A 17068-nucleotide genomic window follows, 5' to 3' on the forward strand; every position below is an offset into this window, starting at 1 on the left:
ATTTTACATTAAGATAAAGATTGAAAAATAAAAAACCTGCCGGGCATCAAAATACCGGGCAGGTTTTTCCAGACTAAAAAATATAGATTATTTCAACAACGTAACATCACCAGTTTTAACCACTTCATTTCCATCTTCAAATTCTGCATGTACCTTCCAGACGTAAACACCCTGCTGACAAAGCTTACCGTTATAATATCCATCCCAGCCAACATTGGCATCACGCGTTTCGAATACCATCAGACCCCAACGGTCAAAAACTGTAAGTCTGTAGGTTTTCAACATGGATTTATCCACCAGCGGATAGAAAATATGGGTGTCCCCGTCTGTATAAACGCCCCCCTGGGGCCCCGATTTGATCGGCATAAATACATTCGGATATCTTACATTATACACATCAGATACCTCCAGGGAACTTTTCTGCAGCATGGTATCCCGGCATCCCTCCCTGGAAATAGCAATAAGTGATATATCATAAATTCCTTCATGTGAATATCTTTTTTTAGGCTCAAACTCATGAGACACATCGCCATCACCAAACTCCCAGATATAATCATATCCGTTTTGAGAGAAGTTGCTGAACGATATTTCCTGTGAGAATGAATGTACCACATGTGGCGTCATTAAAAAGTCAGCTTTAACACCTTCGTAAACATTTACCCGGCGAACCAGCGTATCGGCATGCCCCACATCATTAAACACGGTCAGTTTAACATCGTAAGCACCGGGACGATAGTAGGTATGACTTGGATTTTCGTCTGACGACAAAGTTCCGTCCCCGAAATCCCACAAACTGGCCACAATACCCTGTGAATGGTTTACAAAGGCCATTGTAACCGGTGTACAACCAACAGTGGGACCCGTGAATTCCGCAATGGGAACAGACGGATTTACCACCACCCCTTTAACCTGCAGATCAGAACAGCGGTCATCCGTAATATCCACTTTAACATTATAATTACCCCATTTATCATATGAATGTATGCCCGGACTCAGACTGTCGGAAACTGTGCCGTCACCAAAGTCCCATACAAAACGCCACGGACCTTCATTCTTAATGGAAGCATTAATGGTGACTTCAGCAGATGGCAGCGTTACTTCGGGTGGCAGAATTTCGAACGTGAAATCCGGTTCGGGATACACCGCAATGCGCTTTTTAAATGTATCGGCACACCCGTAGCTTGTTTTAGCCACCAGCACCACATACTCCCGGAAATCCTCAGAAGTCTTATTCACGTATTGTTTTACCGGCATGGCGTCCATCGTAGTCGTTCCATCTGCCAGATCCCAGTAGTATTCCGATGCATTTACCGATTTATTTCTGTAAGCAACTGTAAACGGGCTGCAACCGGCCGTATCACAGTCGAATTTTGCCTCCACACCCGGCAATACCTCGAGGGCTTTTTGTGTTCTGCTTGAACACCCGTAAGCATTTGCGATCTTCACCGAAAGATTATGATATTCCGGCATGGTCGTCATATTCTCAAATGTCCTGGTAAATACGGAATCTCCACCTTCAAAAACGTTACCGTCTCCCAGCTCCCACTGCATGATGCCATCTCCCTTACATTGATTTGTAATGACGAGGTTAACAGGCGAACAACCTGAAATGATGTTTGCTTTAAAACCTGAAACCGGTGTCGGATAAACTTCAATAACTTTAACAGCGGTATCCGCCATACCATACTGAGAATACGACAACAACTTCACCGTAAACCGTCTCACTTCGCTGAGTGACTTATTTTCAAATGTATGTGTCGGATTCGTTGCGACCGAAACCGGCGTTTCATCTCCGAAATCCCATTCAAAATGAGTTGCACCCTGCGACAGATTCTTAAAATCGACGGTCAGTGGAGAACAACCATTACCGGTATATTCGAAATCAGCTTTGACCAAAGGATACACATCCACCGACTTATTCATCTCACCCTTACAACCAAACCTGTTTTCCGCCAGTAAATTTACCTTTCTGACAGAAGGTGCCAGTGTTTCATTGATATAGGTATGTTCAAGGTCGGAGTTATCATTTTTCACAACCGGGTCACCTTCACCAAGATTCCATGTATATGTATCTGCATGATCCGAATAATTTTTAATCATTACATTAAGCGGAGAGAATCCTTCTGCAGGCAGCACCTCAAAATCAACAACCGGTTCGGGTGAAACCTGTAAGGTCTTTTCTATTGAATCAGAACATCCGTAGGCCGATTCTGCGACGAGCTTTATCGAATGTGCGTCAATATCTTCTGACAGATTTTCGAATGGCAGAACCGGATTCTGCCGGTAATCTGCAGTTCCATCAATATACCATACAAAATCGTTGGCATTCCTGGATTTATTCATATAGATTGCCGTCAGTGGACTACAACCTACTGTATCACCCCCGAAATCAGCTTTAACCTGCGGAAATACTTCTATAATATCCGTGGAATACGAAGAACATCCGTAACTGTTTGCTACATCCAGCCTGATCTCAAAGTATTTAGGAAGGAAGGAAGAATTTTCCATGATCTGTGAAAATTGTGAAGCAGCAGTATTAAAACTGTTATCGCCAATAGTCCAGACCGACTCATCCTGCCCTGCAGACCTGTTTTCAAATTCAACCGTTAACGGAGCACATCCTTTATTTAAATCCAGCGCAAAATCCGAAACCGGCACAGGATAAACCGTAATATCCCTGTATGCTGTATCGGAATAGCCAAACTGCGATAAAGCCACCATCATTACACGGTAAACCAGCACGGTGTCAGGATAAGGATTTTCAAAGACATGAACAGGTATAGAGCTTTCCAGCACATCTGAACCATCACCGAAATCCCACCTGTATCTGAGTGCTCCCATGGAGGTATTCCTGAAAGCTACAGTCAGCGGCGTACAGCCAACACTGTCACAATCGAAGCCAGCTTTGATTGGCGGAAATACATTAACTGTCTGGCTCATTGAATCAAAACAACCATACACATTCTGCACACGCTGAACCACGTTATGACTTAAGGGTGCACCGGTATTATTAATATAAGTATGTGTAAAATTAAGCCCCGGATCATGTAAGATATCCCCGTCACCCATATTCCACACCACACTTACTGCATCTTCGCTTTGATCTTTCACCAGAGCTTCCAGCGGAGAACCGCCTTCCGGTGTGATATCAAACAACGCGTAAGGTGAAGGATTAACGGTTATCACCTTTTTAACGGTATCAATAAAACCATATTTGGATTGCCCTATCAGTTGTACTTCATACTGAACCGGAACCTTCGTAATATTTTCGAACCTGTGGAAAGCATTCCTGCTCATCCATTTTCCGCTTCCATCACCGAACGTCCATATAAACAGGTCTGCACCGTCTGACAAATTGTGAAAGTCTACATCAAAAGGAGAACAACCGACCGTATCGCACTCAAAATCAACCTTCAGTGCCGGATAAACCATCACGGTTGACAAGGATGAATCCTCACAGCCCTCCGGTGATATAATGCCGAGTGAAACATCATAGGCTTCAGGTGCAAGCACAGCCAGATAATTATGTGTAGTGCTCTGAGATCCGGCAAGTATTTCATCCGGACTGCTATCCCCAAAACTCCAGTGTGATTCAAGTGCATTTACTGAATTATTGGTCAGAACAGATGTAAATGGCGACATCCCGCCTGAAGTAGCATCAAATACAGATTTCACCATCGGTTTAATCCGGATGGTTTTAATCATGGTATCCCTGAATCCGTATGCAGATTCAATACTTAAACGTACATTGTAAAACTTATCTGCCAGTGTTTCGTTTTTAAATTCGTAGTTCAGGATTTTACCATAGAATGTATTGACACCTTCAATCGTCCATTCATAAAACAAGCCACCAACTGACTGATCTTTAAATGAAACCTGGAAAGGCGGGCAGCCTTCCAGCGGGCAATCGAAATCTGCTTTCACTTCCGGATACACAATCACCATTTCGGAAGTGGAATCCACGCATCCATAGCTGTTTTCTGCTTTTAAATCTACTGCGTGTGTTACCGGGAACTGTGTACTGTTGATAAAGGTATAGTTAACATCATCTTCCGTATTCATCAGAACAGAATCCACACCTCCGAATACCCATGTATATGTATCACCATTTACCGACTGGTTTTCCAGCGTTAAATTCAACGGTGACTTATCCTGATCAATGCCGGCCATTCGTGCAATCGGGACAGGATAAACGGTCAGATCTTTTGTTATCTGATCCTGATCGCCATAAACTGACCTGGCTTTAAGGGTTAACTGGTGCACCTGTACTGCACCTGTATTATTTTCAATTTCAACCGGATAATGGACGTCTCCGCGTACAAACGGACCACCATCAAGTGACCATTCATAAAATACGGCACCTGTTGAAGTACTTGTAGCCACAGTACTCATTGGAGAGCAAGACACGGAATCGATGACAAAATCAGCTACGATAACCGGATTAACTGTAACATTATCATAAACAGAATCCCTGCAACCATAACTGTTCACAGCTTTCAGGCTGATGTTTTTGATCACCTGTTCCGGATTAATATTGCCGAACCATTTTATTTTAGTTGAAAGTACAAAGGTTGTATCCAGATCACCGTCATCCATATCCCAGTAGTAAACATCTCCACCTGAAGTAACATTTTCAACATAGACTGTATCATCCGGATTGCTTGTAGCCGTAATATTCCATGCAGCTTCCGGCACCGGAAAGATGACAATATCTTTATATATCGTATCTGTAAATCCCCACATGGAGGTTCCGGTTAAGCGTACCGTAAAGGTATCCGGTTCACCGTTTAATTTAGTATTGACAAAATTATGAATGGGAAATAACCGGGTTTCAACCGGCGAACCGTCACCAAAATCCCATTCAAACGTTCCGGCAGGCGTTGATGTATTCTCAAACTGAACCTCAACCGGCGAACAACCATTTGCCGGCATGTTGAAATCAACAAAAAATTCAGGATACACCCTTAGCTGCATGCCGGTAGAATCGAAACAGCCCATTTCAGATTCCACAATATAAGTCAGGTTAAACAGCTTGGGAAAGAAATCCTTATTCTCATATAAGTGAGACACCGGAAAATCAACTCCGATCTCAACGGAATCAACATCCCCGTCGCCCCATTTAATATATACATATTTACCGTTTTTGCTATCATCGGTAAGCGTAAGGTTGAGCTTACCTGCTACCTGAACCTGATCGTCAATAAAACCGGCTATCACTACCGGATGAACAATCAGGCTATCCTGATAAGTGCTTTTACATCCATAATAAGAAGTTGCATCAAGATTAACCAGAAAGGCCGTATCGGCGATGCCATTGTTATAATATTCCGCATATACTGTAGGATTGGCACCAGATGCCAGTGTTCCGTTTCCAAAATCCCACTTATATTCCTTGGCTCCCCCATCGGCGTAGATCAATACATTTGAACTTTCACAAACCGGATTACCGGAAAAGTTAAATTCAAAATGAGCCTCGGGATAAACCATCATGTATGTAGAAGCGGTATCTGTACAGCCATAGCTGTTTTCGGCCACCAGGTTAACCAGAAAACTTTCCACCTGGTTGGTGACTGAAGAGTTGACAAAATTGTGGGTCACATCCGATTTATCAAATAATACTTCAGAATCTCCATCCCCATATTCCCATGTGTATTTCACGCCACCGACAGATCCGTTTTCCAGTGTAATATCCACTGGACTACACGCTGGTTTGTAAGCCGTATTAATTTTAGCCAACGGATTAGGGTTAACAAGCAAAGGTTTGCTTACAGATGCCTTGCAACCGGCAACGGAAGTTACCTCCAGTTCGATCACAAATGTCGTATCCTTATCATCCGGTAAGTCAAAACTGTAATCCGGTTCAAGCTCATTTGAATATGATGCACCCTGGAAATGCCAAAGATAAGTTGATCCACCTGCTGAATTATTGTCAAAGTGTACATCCAGAGGCGAACAGCTTCCGTTGTGGACCATCGTAAAATCTGGTTCCGGAACTTTATTGAATGTAATATTTACCGTATCTGTAGCAATACAACTGTTATTATCTTCACGCCAAACCAATTTATATGTACCATAGGTACCCACCGTTACTTCTGTTTCTTCATCAAACTGATCATCGAAAGTCAGTGCCCCGGGACCGCTGGCTATCATCCAGCTTCCCGTTCCTACGCTTGGCTGGGCATCCAGTATTATTTTATTATCGCATACCGCGGCATCATTTCCGGCAAACGGCTCAGGATTTTTTGTAAAATCGATTTCAACTTCGTCATATCCGCTACATCCATTTTTCTCTTCGCTGAACCTGAATTTATACAGGCCTTCCTTGTTTACCCTTACTTCTGTCATATTGCCGCCCAGGTCAGTGAAATGAACATTTCCCGGCCCGCTGACTTTTGTCCAGTCTATTGTCCCACCACCTGAAACCGTTTCCACGTCGGTTGTCAAACCACAAACTATGCGGTCACCGCCAACAATTACCGGATCAGGCTTTTCATTTACACGGATGATCACGGAATCGTTCATATCGCAACCATTATCATCAATAACCCGGCAGTAAAGTTTAAAGGAACCTGTATCGGAAGCTGTAAACAGCGGTTTTGAATCCGGTCCGCTCAAATAGGCAATATCACCTGACCACACATAGGTATACGATCCCGATCCGCCATTGACATTGGTATTCAATTCACTGCTCTCACCCTCGCAAAGGGTCAGTTCATTAATATCAAAATCTATATCCACATCCGAGACCACGATATTTCTGTTTCGCACAGCTGAACACTGATTATTATCCCGTACCCTCAGACGCAAGCTGTATGTATCCGGAATATTGGTTGTGAACTGCGGATTTAAAATATCTGTAGCCGATAAGGGATCAGTATCATTCTCCCAGGTATATGTATAGGGTGCCGTTCCACCCATCACGGTGTTATTAAAAGTAAAACTGGTGCCCGGACACAAATAGGTCGGATCACCCGTTGCCACAAAAATGGATGGATTCGGATAAACTGTTACAAATGCCCTTGCCTCTGCAATACAATCTCCCGTTCCCACATAGGTATAAACCATCTCATGTACACCGGGACCGGAAATATTGGTATTGAAATTTCCCACATTGGGATTAGAAAAACCGCCTGAAGGCGAACTCCACACTCCGCCTCCCGGATGTCCGGTCACACGTACGGTTGCGCCAAGACATACATCTGTGTCTGCAGGAGTATTGAATGTAATAGACGCGGTAGGAATATCTACCACGATTATTCTGGCTGTCTGCGATACAGGATCATTACCCGGATACTGGTTACAGTAGTTCCAGTTATTCAGGGTGACCTCAAATTCCTTACCCACATCGCTTGCATCGGTAGGTGGCACATAAATGGTGCGCGACCTGCTATAAGGCAACTGCGGTTCCGTTACCGGACCGGGCAGTTTATTAACTGCATCAGAAAATGTGCCGGCATAGGGCACACCATCAATAAAAACATCTGTAAGGGTAGTTGCCCCTGTACCATATTCCCACTGAATCCAGCGGCTTTGATTATTGATATTATCTTCTTCCTCAGGTGGCACACAGTTCCAGTCACTCACGTCTCTGAATACCACGGTAGTATCCTCGCCAACACAAACATAAATGATGCGTTCCTCAATATTGAGTTCACCACCATTGGCATTATCCACATCCCATACGGTTACATTCTGCTCCTGAACACTACTGCTACACAGACGGCCGTCTATGCGCAACCACACCCTGGGTTGATAGTTACAGGATCCGTCCACCGCATCAGGATAAATATGCTCAATGGTCGCCTGATAATCGTCACCTCCAATATTCTGAACCATACCGGGTCCTGCACCATAGGGAATATTCACGACTGTTCCATCACCCCAGTCCACATCAAATGTTACCGTTGTAGGATCAGCTACCCCCATCACACCCCTGTAGGTTATCTTCCAGTCTACATGAACCGGCGCACAGTATTTATCGGGTGTAATATCGTTTGCTTTGGATAAAACATTACATTCCTGGGCCTGTACAGAAAGGGAAAGTATCAGGATGGAGATAAAAAACACACCATATTTAATGGCTCTATTCAATTTTTATAAGTTAAAATTTAACAATAGACTTAAATTATTTAAACTTATGTAAACACAAATTTAAACAAAAAGTGAATATCACCAAAATTTATGTTAACTTTTTATTTATTATGGTACAGGATCATATCCGGAACCACCCCAGGGATTGCAACGCAAAATTCGCTTCACAGAGAGCCAAAGACCTTTAAATGGCCCGTATTTCTTCAAAGCCTGTATGGAATATTCCGAACATGTGGGTGTGTATCGGCAGGCTGCAGGAGTTAATGGAGAGATAACATACTGATAGAATTTAACCAGCACCAACAGGAATCCTGTCAGAATTTTTTTAGGTATGTCAAGAATTTTTGTCATTCCCTTCACTTATTTTCTTAAAAATCCGGTTCATCTTTGATTTTATGAACTGAAAAGGATGTATCTCTTTGGATATATAAACGAGAGCGATGTCATAATGTTCGTTACCGGGCAAGGGCAGTATTTCAGGTTTAGACTGTCGGTATGCCTCCCTTATCCGGCGTTTTACAAGATTTCTGTGTACAGCCCGTTTATAGTTCTTTTTAGAAACTGAGATGAGAAGCCGCGAATGATCTGCACCACTTTCCCGCGAAGTGTAATAAACAAGAAAGGGATGTAAAAAGAACGACTTCCCGGAAGTAAATAATTTGCTTACAGCCAATTTACCGGAAAGTCGTTCTTCCTTTTTAAATGTTTTATCTGACATCTGATCTGAGTTTAACCTCAGTCTATTTCTTTTTATTGTATTCAGTAATAAACTGGTCGAGTGCCATTGCCATTGAAGGAGCCTGCGGATTCGGAACCTGAATATCAAGCCTGAGGCCTGCTTCCTGCACAGCCTTGGCTGTTGACGCACCGAAGCTGGCGATTTTTGTTTCATTCTGCTTAAATTCCGGGAAATTCTTCAGCAGAGAAGCAATTCCTGACGGGCTGAAGAATACAAGGATATCATAGTTGACATCAGCCAGATCAGACAGGTCACTGCTAACAGTCTTGTACATGATGGCTTTGGTATAATTAAACCCGTTGGCATTAAGCAGCTCAGGTATCTGAGGCTTATGAATATCTGATAACGGAACCAGAAACTTTTCATCTTTGTGCTTTTGCATGACCTCTACCAGATCCGGAAATTTTCCGGTGCTGTTAAATATTTTTCGTTTTCTGTAAACAATATATTTCTGAAGATAAAATGCTGCCGCTTCCGAAATACAGAAATATTTCATGGTATCCGGAATGGTCAGACGCATTTCCTGGGCAATTCTAAAATAATTATCAATGGCTGTGCGGCTTGTAAAAACTACAGCTGTATGGTCAAGAATTGACACTTTCTGACTTCTGAAATCCTTTGCTGAGACAGGTTCAACCTGAATAAAAGGACGAAAATCTATTTTAACTCCGGTCTTATCGGCTAAATCGTAGTAGGGCGATTTGCCCGTTGTTGGCTCTGGCTGTGAAACTAATACCTTTTTGATCTTCAAGACTTTATTCCTTTATATTAGACATCTTCACCCACTGTTTAAGGCTACCTTTACAGCTAGCATTAATGGCAAAATTTCGAGGACACAAAAATACAAAATCACATAGATAAATGAACTTAAATTGCTAAAAAAAATATTAACACTCCTGACCAACAGAGCGACAAGGTAGATGACCAGCAGGAACAGGCCTATATTCAGACCTGTTTCAGTGCCCCGGTAGGTATAGGTTATGACCACAACTACCGGAAGTAACAAAAGCCCGAGTATCATATTAAAAACCTGGTAACTTTTAATCCATTCTGATGTTTTCTCACCCGCTCCCAGCAGGTAATTCCAGTATTTTACGATGCCAATTTTCAGGGTATGATAAAGTAAAACCAGCAGGCAAAGCTCCAGGTAAAAAAGAAATCCTCCCCCAATATTAAAATAGACTGCTATCTGATGTAAAAAAAGTCCGGTAATTAAAATATGGACAATACTGAGCACGATGCCCATACGGAATTCACTTACGGTGTTGCTTGCAAAAAGACTTTTCCGGTTATGTCCGTGCAATACCTCAAACGACTTTTGTTCAAGAAAACTGCCGGCATTACGCCAGACACTCCAGATAAAAAATCCGGATAACAATAACACCACAGTCATCCAGTCGGAATGATAAAGCGGAGCAGTTATGTTATCGTCAACCGGCATAAACCGAATTATTTGGCTGTTAATATCGCACCGTATTCAACCTCTGGTTCATTCAATATGGCAACGGCCGTATCGATAGTAGCGTCCAGCGTATTGAAAATAGGATAAAAGCCGTCGTTGTCAAAAATATTTCTGGCAATGTATGCTTTAATCTGTGTATCGATCAGTCGATAAGACACATCCAGATCCTTAGGATCAACTTTCATTCCCCACTCTTTCTTAGCCATATTGAGAAAATCATCCATCACCGGGTGATCTTTGTAATAATCCAGCAGTGCATCCACATCGGCCAGCTTGTTCAGTTCCTGACGATGCTCATCCGTGAATCTAAAGGCAAACTTATAAATCAGTCCCTTACGAACAAGCTTCTCAAACAGTGGAGTGATACCGGTTGTGTCAACAGGCACAAATACATCCGGCATAATGCCGCCACCACCATAGACTGTGCGACCGTTCACCGTTTTAAACTTTTCCGTTTTATCCAGATGGATGCTGTCTTCACTGTTCATTTCACCTTTCTGGTAACGTTCCATGATGTCCTTATAATAATCTTCGTTGCCATTTTTATAGCTTTTCTGAATACAGCGTCCTGATGGTGTATAATAACGGGATATGGTCAGACGGACAGCAGAACCGTCTCCAAGGCCCATTTGTGTCTGAACCAAACCTTTACCAAACGATCTTCTGCCAACAATAATACCTCTGTCGTTGTCCTGTATGGCTCCGGCAAAAATTTCACTGGCAGAAGCAGACCACTCATCTATCAGTACTGCCATGCGAACACCCTTCATACTTCCCCTGCCGTCAGCCCTGTAATCCGTTCTCGGATAAGCTTTCCCTTCAGTGTATACGATCAGTTCGCCACGCTGTAGAAATTCATCCACCATGCGGTTCACCACTTCAAGGTAGCCACCCTGATTTCCACGTAAATCAACAATTAAAGAGGTACAACCGGCATACTGGACCTTAGCCAGTGCATTTAAAAACTCTTCATAGGTATTTCGTCCGAAGTTACGGCTTACCTTAATATATCCGGTGGTTTTATTAATCATGTACGAAACATCCACGCTATAGGTTGGAATATCACCACGGGTGATCTCAAAATCTATTATGCCGTCCATTCCCGGCCGGACCACCCCTATTTTAACCTTCGTTCCTTTCTCTCCCCGGAGTGTATTCATCACCTTCTGATTGTTGATCTTATCACCCGTAAACGAGGTATCATTTACCATCACGATCCGGTCACCGGGCATTATGCCAATTTTTTCGGATGGCCCACCGGAAACCACCTGAATAACCATAACGGTATCATCCTGAATATTGAATTGCACACCAATACCGCCAAAGCTGCCATTCAGCTCTTCATTTACCGACTGCAGATCCTTTGCAGGAATATATACGGAATGCGGATCAAGCTCGCTCAGAATATCGGGTATAACATCTTCAACAATTTTTTCCTTATCCACCGTGTCAACATACTGTTTGTCTATCATTTCAATCAGGTTGCTTAACTTATTTCCCTGAGAAATATTTATCAGTGATGCCGGTCTGTTTTCGGAATTTCTGGCCATACGGTTACCCAAAATAATTCCAATTACAATGGCAACAGCAATGTAAATTGGCCAGAGATTTTTCAATGTTTTATTCATTATCCTGTAAATCTATATATTTCACTTCAATTGCTGCTCTTTTCAGCAGGTTTATGCCATCTTCCAAACGGTATTTTTCAGAATAAATTACCCTGGTGATGCCCGCCTGTATGATAAGTTTGGCACACTCAATACAGGGCGAAGATGTAACATAAAGCGTAGCACCCTCACTGCTGTTATTCGATCTTGCCACTTTTGTTATAGCATTGGCTTCTGCATGTAGAACATAAGGCTTTGTGGTATTGTTTTCATCTTCACATTTGTTTTCAAAACCCGAAGGTGTTCCGTTATATCCATCGGAGATGATCATCTTTTCCTTTACCAGCAAGGCGCCGACCTGTCTTCTCTCACAATATGAATTTTCTGCCCAGATACCCGCCATTCTGAGGTATCTCCGGTCCAGTAGTTCCTGTTTTTTATCTTTCATGTTATTTTTAGAATCAAGTATCAGGACACCGGAATCAAGATATTTTCATCCTGTGTCTTATGTCTCTTAAAAAAGCATTGCAATATAAACGATGTAAAGCACAAACAGTATTAACCCACCCCAAAATGTTAGTCTGCCGTTTCGCAGGTCTGTCAATATCTTAATCTGCCTGTTCGACTTCCAGGTTGCAAGATTTACTCTGAACGGGTAAATAACCAGCATAAGTAGAATCCCCAGCACTGCCATCCATAAAAGATCGGTTCTGAATGCAATATAATTCACCGGTATCGGATGTATCACCGATGTTACACCAAGTACCACCAGTATATTAAACAGATTTGACCCTACAATATTACCGACAGAAATCTCTGTTTCCTTTTTAAATGCAGCGACCAGTGAAGCGGTCAACTCAGGCACACTCGTCCCGAATGCCACAATGGTTACCGAAATTACCCGCTCACTGACACCAAAGGCCAGTGCTATTTCCGATGCTGAGTTAACAAGCAGGTCAGCCCCCCAGGCCAGTCCCGCGCAGGATGCCAGTATTATGATAATGGCCAGCCAGACCGGATATGTTTTAGAAACCTCATCCTTGTCACTTGTCTCTCTGGCCATGGATGTTTTAATTGCTCTCCAGGTAAACAGTACAATAGCTACAACCATTAATACACCCTGATAGCGGTCAATTACTCCATTCTGGAAAAACAACCAAAGAAAGAAATAGCTGATCATCATAAAGAACCAGTCGTAAAATAACCGTTTTGATACAACAGGCAGTGCAATCACCATGGCGGTCAATCCCAATACAAGTGCCACATTTGCAATGTTCGAACCGACCACATTTCCCACTGCTATATCCGGATGTCCTTCCATGGCAGCCCTTAAAGATACGATAAGTTCGGGTGCAGATGTTCCGAATGCGACCACTGTCATGCCGATGACCAGTGAGGATATGTGAAATTTTGAGGCAATACTCACACTGCCACGAACCAGTCCGTGTCCGCTAAAGATTAAGAGGGCCAAACTTGAGATAAGGATCAGGATCGTAATAAACATACAGGATTACCGTTTATGCAAACCACATTCTTTTGTTTCGGGATTTTCCCACCACCATCTGCCGGCACGAATATCTTCGCCATCAGCAATTGCCCGTGTACAAGGCTGACAACCAATACTCGGAAACCCTTTGTTATGCAATGCATTATAAGGGACACCATTCTTTTTAATGTAATCCCAGACATCATCTTCACTCCAGTTTGCCAGGGGATTTATTTTTATTAAAGCATTGGGTTCATCCCACTCCACGATATGCACATTCTGCCTGGTGACTGATTGCGATGCTCTTAGTCCGCAAACCCATACATCAAGATCTTTAAAGGCTCTTTTTAATGGTTCAATTTTACGGATATGGCAACATAGTTTCCGGTTTTCCACACTTTCGTAAAAAAGGTTGATCCCCTTATCCTTCACCATCTTTTCAACAGATTTATAATCCGGAAACATGATATGAATTTTAATGCCGTATTTATCGTTTGTTCTTGAGATGAGACTGTACGTCTCAGGAAACAGTCTGCCGGTATCCAGGGTAAAAATCCGCATTCCTCGGGCATGCTTCGCAATCATATCCGTCAGCACCTGATCTTCAGCTCCAAGGCTGGAAGACAATGCGATTTTGTCATTAAATTCGTTATAAAAAAAAGATAATACATCCTGGGGAGTCTTATCTTTAAGAAGGTCGTTATAATACTCTACTTTGTCCTTTAACATACCGCTTTGTTTGAAAGAACAAAGATAACAACTTTTCGACAGGTACAGGTTTAATTAAGATTTGTTATAAAGAACACCGGATTAATTAAGTTTACCGCTGTTGCTCAAACCACCATATTGTTGTTATTCCACATTTTCTTTTGCCATGAGGCATAGAGATCAAGTGAATAGGTCCTCGCATTCCCTTCACAGGAGACCAGAAATCTTCGCTGAGCGACTAACACAGATGAAGAAACAGGGCCAAATTTATAATCAGATGGTGTGATTGAAATACACAGGATATTGTACTTCAGAAGTTTAATCTTTAATCCTTCCAGCTTGCCATAATAATCCACCAGCAAACCAATGTTGTATTCGCTCAATACATCGGAGAACTGTAATAATTTTTTTTCCAGACCGTTGAGACTTATGAGAGGCAGTACAATATACCGGATATTTTTATTGGCCGCCAGAAACCTTTCCAAATCCTTTATTTCCGGAATCTGGTATTCAGCAGAATACAACTCGGCAAAGTGTACTTTATTTATGGCTGCAATTTCTTTTATAAAGGTTCCCCGTGAAGAATTATTTACAATGGCAAGGCTCTGATCAAATGAAGTACAGGAGGTGATAAGTGACTCAATTGCCAGTGAAGCCACACCCGAAAAATTCAAAACCTCTGTTCCTATACTACCTTTAACCATACATACTTCTTTCACTTCTTCCTCCAGCCTTTCAACTGAAGTCATTAAGTCAGCATCAGAAAACAGTTTAACCTGCTCTTCGTTGCTCCAAATTCTGTTTAATCCGTCCATAGCTGTAATTTTATATGCAAATTATGGGTTAGGAATTATAGACAAGTTAAAACGGTGTTAAATTGATATGACAAGACCCGGAATTCAGAGTTGGATGAAGCATATGTAAGTAGTTTAAAATCTGGCTTTATAAGTACCATTAAAAACATATTCGGAAAATACTCCGGCGCTAAAATGATAAAAAGAACCACTTTTTTGTTTTATTTGCAGTGACCTGTTTAACAGATAACGTTATGAGAAAAACATTTCAGTCATTATTCCCTGATACAGATGAAGCAATTATTCGTCACGTTTACAGTCCATACCGGATATGCCCGGTCGGTGCTCATGTAGACCATCAACATGGCCACGTCACCGGCTTTGCCCTCGATCACGGTGTTGATCTGCTTTATATACCAACAAAAAACGGCATTATAAACCTGTTCAGCCGCGATTTTGAGGGACAGGTGCTGTTTACCATTGACGATCTGGGCGAACGACCAACCACATGGGGGCGTTACGTTAAAGCGGCCATATACTCCCTCTCAAAGAAATATGAACTGGAGAATGGCATTCAGGGACTGATTTCCGGATCACTACCGGTAGGAGGACTATCCTCTTCTGCTGCGGTGTTGCTGTGCTACATTATGGCACTTGCAGATGTAAACCATATCACACTTGGAGAAAAGGAGTTGATTCAGACGGCCTTTGAAGCAGAAAAAGAATATATCGGATTGAACCTGGGAACACTGGACCACAGTTGTGAAGTGCTGTGCCGGAAAGATAACCTGCTGTACCTGGATACACGCGACAATTCCTACAAACTGGTACCATCGCCGGAAAATATGCCGGAATTTGACCTTTTCATTTTTTTCAGCGGGCTAACGCGAACACTTGTCAATACGGGTTACAATACACGTACAGATGAATGTAAAGTAGCAGCTTTCAGTCTCTATGCCTACGAAGGTCTGCCTTATACCGTAGTGAAAGACATGCGGCTGCGCATGGTACATAAAACGGTATTTGAGAAATGGAAAGACAAATTACCGGAACCCCTGGCTAAACGTGCGGCACATTTCATGTCGGAACACGACCGGGTGGACGATGCCGTCAGAGCATATCAGGAAGGCGATGTAGAAAAACTGGGTAAAATAATGTTTGAATCGGGATGGAGTTCCATTACCCAGTGGGAATCCGGCTGCGAAGAGACCATTGAGCTGTATAATATTATGAAATCAACGCCCGGCATTTTTGGCGGCAGGTTCAGTGGAGCAGGTTTTAAAGGCTGCTGTATAGCCATTGGTGATCCTGCTAAGCGTGATGAGATCACTGAATCCGTTTCAAAACGTTACCTTGAGAAATTTCCTGAACTGACCGGAAAGTATTCGGTTCATGTATGTAAAACGGCAGACGGTGCCAGAAGAATAAAATAATATGGATGCACTGATACTGGCTGCGGGTTATGCCACCAGGCTCTACCCACTGACTCAAAACTTCCCTAAACCTCTGCTTAAGGTTGGACAACGAAGCATTCTGGACCGGCTGGTTGACGATCTGGACCAGCTACCGGAAATTGACCGGATTATTGTAGTGTCAAATGATACGTTTTATCCGCATTTTGTGGACTGGAAAACCAAATCCGGATCCCCAAAAGAAATCATATTACTGAACGACGGGACAACCAACAACGATAACCGTCTCGGAGCCGTAAAAGATATACTGTTCACCATAAATAAACTACAATTGAACTCTGACCTTCTGGTGCTTGCCGGAGATAATGTGGTGGATTTTTCCTTCGGTGAATTCATTCGGTTTGCGCTTTCAAAAAACAGCAGCTGCATTTGTTGTCACCATGAACCGTCAGTTCCGGCTCTGCAAAAAACGGGTGTTCTGGAAGCCAATCCTGATTTTAAAGTTATCAAACTGCATGAGAAACCCGAAAATCCGCCATCTCACTGGGCTGTTCCGCCATTTTATGTGTATATGAAAAAGGATTTTTCAACGATTAAGAGAGCCATTGAACATGGCTGTAAACCTGATGCTCCGGGGAACCTCGCCGGATGGCTCAGCACACAAACAGATGTGTATGCCTGGCAAATGTCAGGATCACGATATGACATTGGAGATCTTGACAGCTATGAAAGGGTAAATGCTATCTTTAATAAGGAGTAACGGTTTTTA

At 42.6% G+C, this 17068-nt stretch carries 12 protein-coding genes; 2 read left to right on the forward strand and 10 right to left on the reverse strand.

The window, feature by feature from the left end; all coding sequences use genetic code 11:
• Window positions 1-87 precede the first annotated feature (87 nt).
• From ACE1EF_RS16165 to ACE1EF_RS16210, 10 genes are all read right to left on the reverse strand, one after another.
• Window positions 88-8091 carry a PKD domain-containing protein gene (locus ACE1EF_RS16165; RefSeq protein WP_375721729.1) on the reverse strand — a complete coding sequence of 2668 codons (8004 nt, stop codon included), beginning with the start codon at window positions 8089-8091 and terminating at the stop codon, window positions 88-90.
• Between the two features lie 108 nt (window positions 8092-8199).
• Window positions 8200-8442 carry a membrane protein insertion efficiency factor YidD gene (yidD, locus tag ACE1EF_RS16170; protein ID WP_375721730.1) on the reverse strand — a complete coding sequence of 81 codons (243 nt, stop codon included), beginning with the start codon at window positions 8440-8442 and terminating at the stop codon, window positions 8200-8202.
• A complete protein-coding gene (gene rnpA / locus ACE1EF_RS16175; protein ID WP_375721731.1) occupies window positions 8426-8809 on the reverse strand; it encodes a ribonuclease P protein component in 384 nt (127 codons plus the stop codon). Before rnpA ends, yidD begins: the two co-directional genes overlap by 17 nt.
• A gap of 22 nt (window positions 8810-8831) precedes the next feature.
• The gene (locus ACE1EF_RS16180; protein WP_375721732.1) at window positions 8832-9581 is read right to left on the reverse strand and encodes a uroporphyrinogen-III synthase; all 750 of its coding nucleotides are present in this window, start codon (window positions 9579-9581) and stop codon (window positions 8832-8834) included.
• 27 nt (window positions 9582-9608) lie between these two features.
• Window positions 9609-10271 carry a DUF4271 domain-containing protein gene (locus tag ACE1EF_RS16185; protein ID WP_375721733.1) on the reverse strand — a complete coding sequence of 221 codons (663 nt, stop codon included), beginning with the start codon at window positions 10269-10271 and terminating at the stop codon, window positions 9609-9611.
• Between the two features lie 8 nt (window positions 10272-10279).
• Window positions 10280-11920: a S41 family peptidase gene (locus tag ACE1EF_RS16190; protein WP_375721734.1), complete on the reverse strand. Its 1641-nt coding sequence runs from the start codon at window positions 11918-11920 to the stop codon at window positions 10280-10282.
• Window positions 11913-12347, reverse strand: coding sequence for a dCMP deaminase family protein (locus ACE1EF_RS16195; RefSeq protein ID WP_375721735.1), 435 nt, complete (start codon window positions 12345-12347; stop codon window positions 11913-11915). Before ACE1EF_RS16195 ends, ACE1EF_RS16190 begins: the two co-directional genes overlap by 8 nt.
• 66 nt (window positions 12348-12413) lie before the next feature.
• Entirely contained in the window at window positions 12414-13403 is a 990-nt protein-coding gene (locus ACE1EF_RS16200; protein ID WP_375721736.1) for a calcium/sodium antiporter, read from the reverse strand.
• A 6-nt stretch (window positions 13404-13409) separates the two neighbouring features.
• Window positions 13410-14114, reverse strand: a complete 705-nt coding sequence (locus ACE1EF_RS16205; RefSeq protein ID WP_375721737.1) for a phosphoadenylyl-sulfate reductase — start codon at window positions 14112-14114, stop codon at window positions 13410-13412.
• Between the two features lie 104 nt (window positions 14115-14218).
• Window positions 14219-14908 carry a hypothetical protein gene (locus ACE1EF_RS16210; RefSeq protein WP_375721738.1) on the reverse strand — a complete coding sequence of 230 codons (690 nt, stop codon included), beginning with the start codon at window positions 14906-14908 and terminating at the stop codon, window positions 14219-14221.
• A 233-nt stretch (window positions 14909-15141) separates the two neighbouring features.
• Here ACE1EF_RS16210 and ACE1EF_RS16215 point away from each other — a divergent pair, with 233 nt between their 5' ends.
• Together ACE1EF_RS16215 and ACE1EF_RS16220 are read left to right on the forward strand one after the other, a co-directional pair.
• The gene (locus tag ACE1EF_RS16215; RefSeq protein WP_375721739.1) at window positions 15142-16320 is read left to right on the forward strand and encodes a GHMP family kinase ATP-binding protein; all 1179 of its coding nucleotides are present in this window, start codon (window positions 15142-15144) and stop codon (window positions 16318-16320) included.
• Between the two features lies 1 nt (window position 16321).
• Window positions 16322-17059: a sugar phosphate nucleotidyltransferase gene (locus ACE1EF_RS16220; protein WP_375721740.1), complete on the forward strand. Its 738-nt coding sequence runs from the start codon at window positions 16322-16324 to the stop codon at window positions 17057-17059.
• The last annotated feature ends 9 nt before the right edge of the window (window positions 17060-17068 follow it).

The organism is Quyinboa sediminis (assembly GCF_042219855.1).
In the GTDB taxonomy this organism is placed as follows: Bacteria; Bacteroidota; Bacteroidia; order Bacteroidales; family UBA5342; genus JBHJHP01.

Bases quoted from the DNA above. Each gene is read 5' to 3' on its own strand.
- ACE1EF_RS16195 (WP_375721735.1), bottom strand. From the start codon at position 12,347: ATGAAAGATAAAAAACAGGAACTACTGGACCGGAGATACCTCAGAATG.
- ACE1EF_RS16215 (WP_375721739.1), top strand. From the start codon at position 15,142: ATGAGAAAAACATTTCAGTCATTATTCCCTGATACAGATGAAGCAATT.
- ACE1EF_RS16220 (WP_375721740.1), top strand. From the start codon at position 16,322: ATGGATGCACTGATACTGGCTGCGGGTTATGCCACCAGGCTCTACCCA.
- ACE1EF_RS16185 (WP_375721733.1), bottom strand. From the start codon at position 10,271: ATGCCGGTTGACGATAACATAACTGCTCCGCTTTATCATTCCGACTGG.
- ACE1EF_RS16200 (WP_375721736.1), bottom strand. From the start codon at position 13,403: ATGTTTATTACGATCCTGATCCTTATCTCAAGTTTGGCCCTCTTAATC.
- ACE1EF_RS16190 (WP_375721734.1), bottom strand. From the start codon at position 11,920: ATGAATAAAACATTGAAAAATCTCTGGCCAATTTACATTGCTGTTGCC.
- ACE1EF_RS16205 (WP_375721737.1), bottom strand. From the start codon at position 14,114: ATGTTAAAGGACAAAGTAGAGTATTATAACGACCTTCTTAAAGATAAG.
- rnpA (WP_375721731.1), bottom strand. From the start codon at position 8,809: ATGTCAGATAAAACATTTAAAAAGGAAGAACGACTTTCCGGTAAATTG.
- yidD (WP_375721730.1), bottom strand. From the start codon at position 8,442: ATGACAAAAATTCTTGACATACCTAAAAAAATTCTGACAGGATTCCTG.
- ACE1EF_RS16210 (WP_375721738.1), bottom strand. From the start codon at position 14,908: ATGGACGGATTAAACAGAATTTGGAGCAACGAAGAGCAGGTTAAACTG.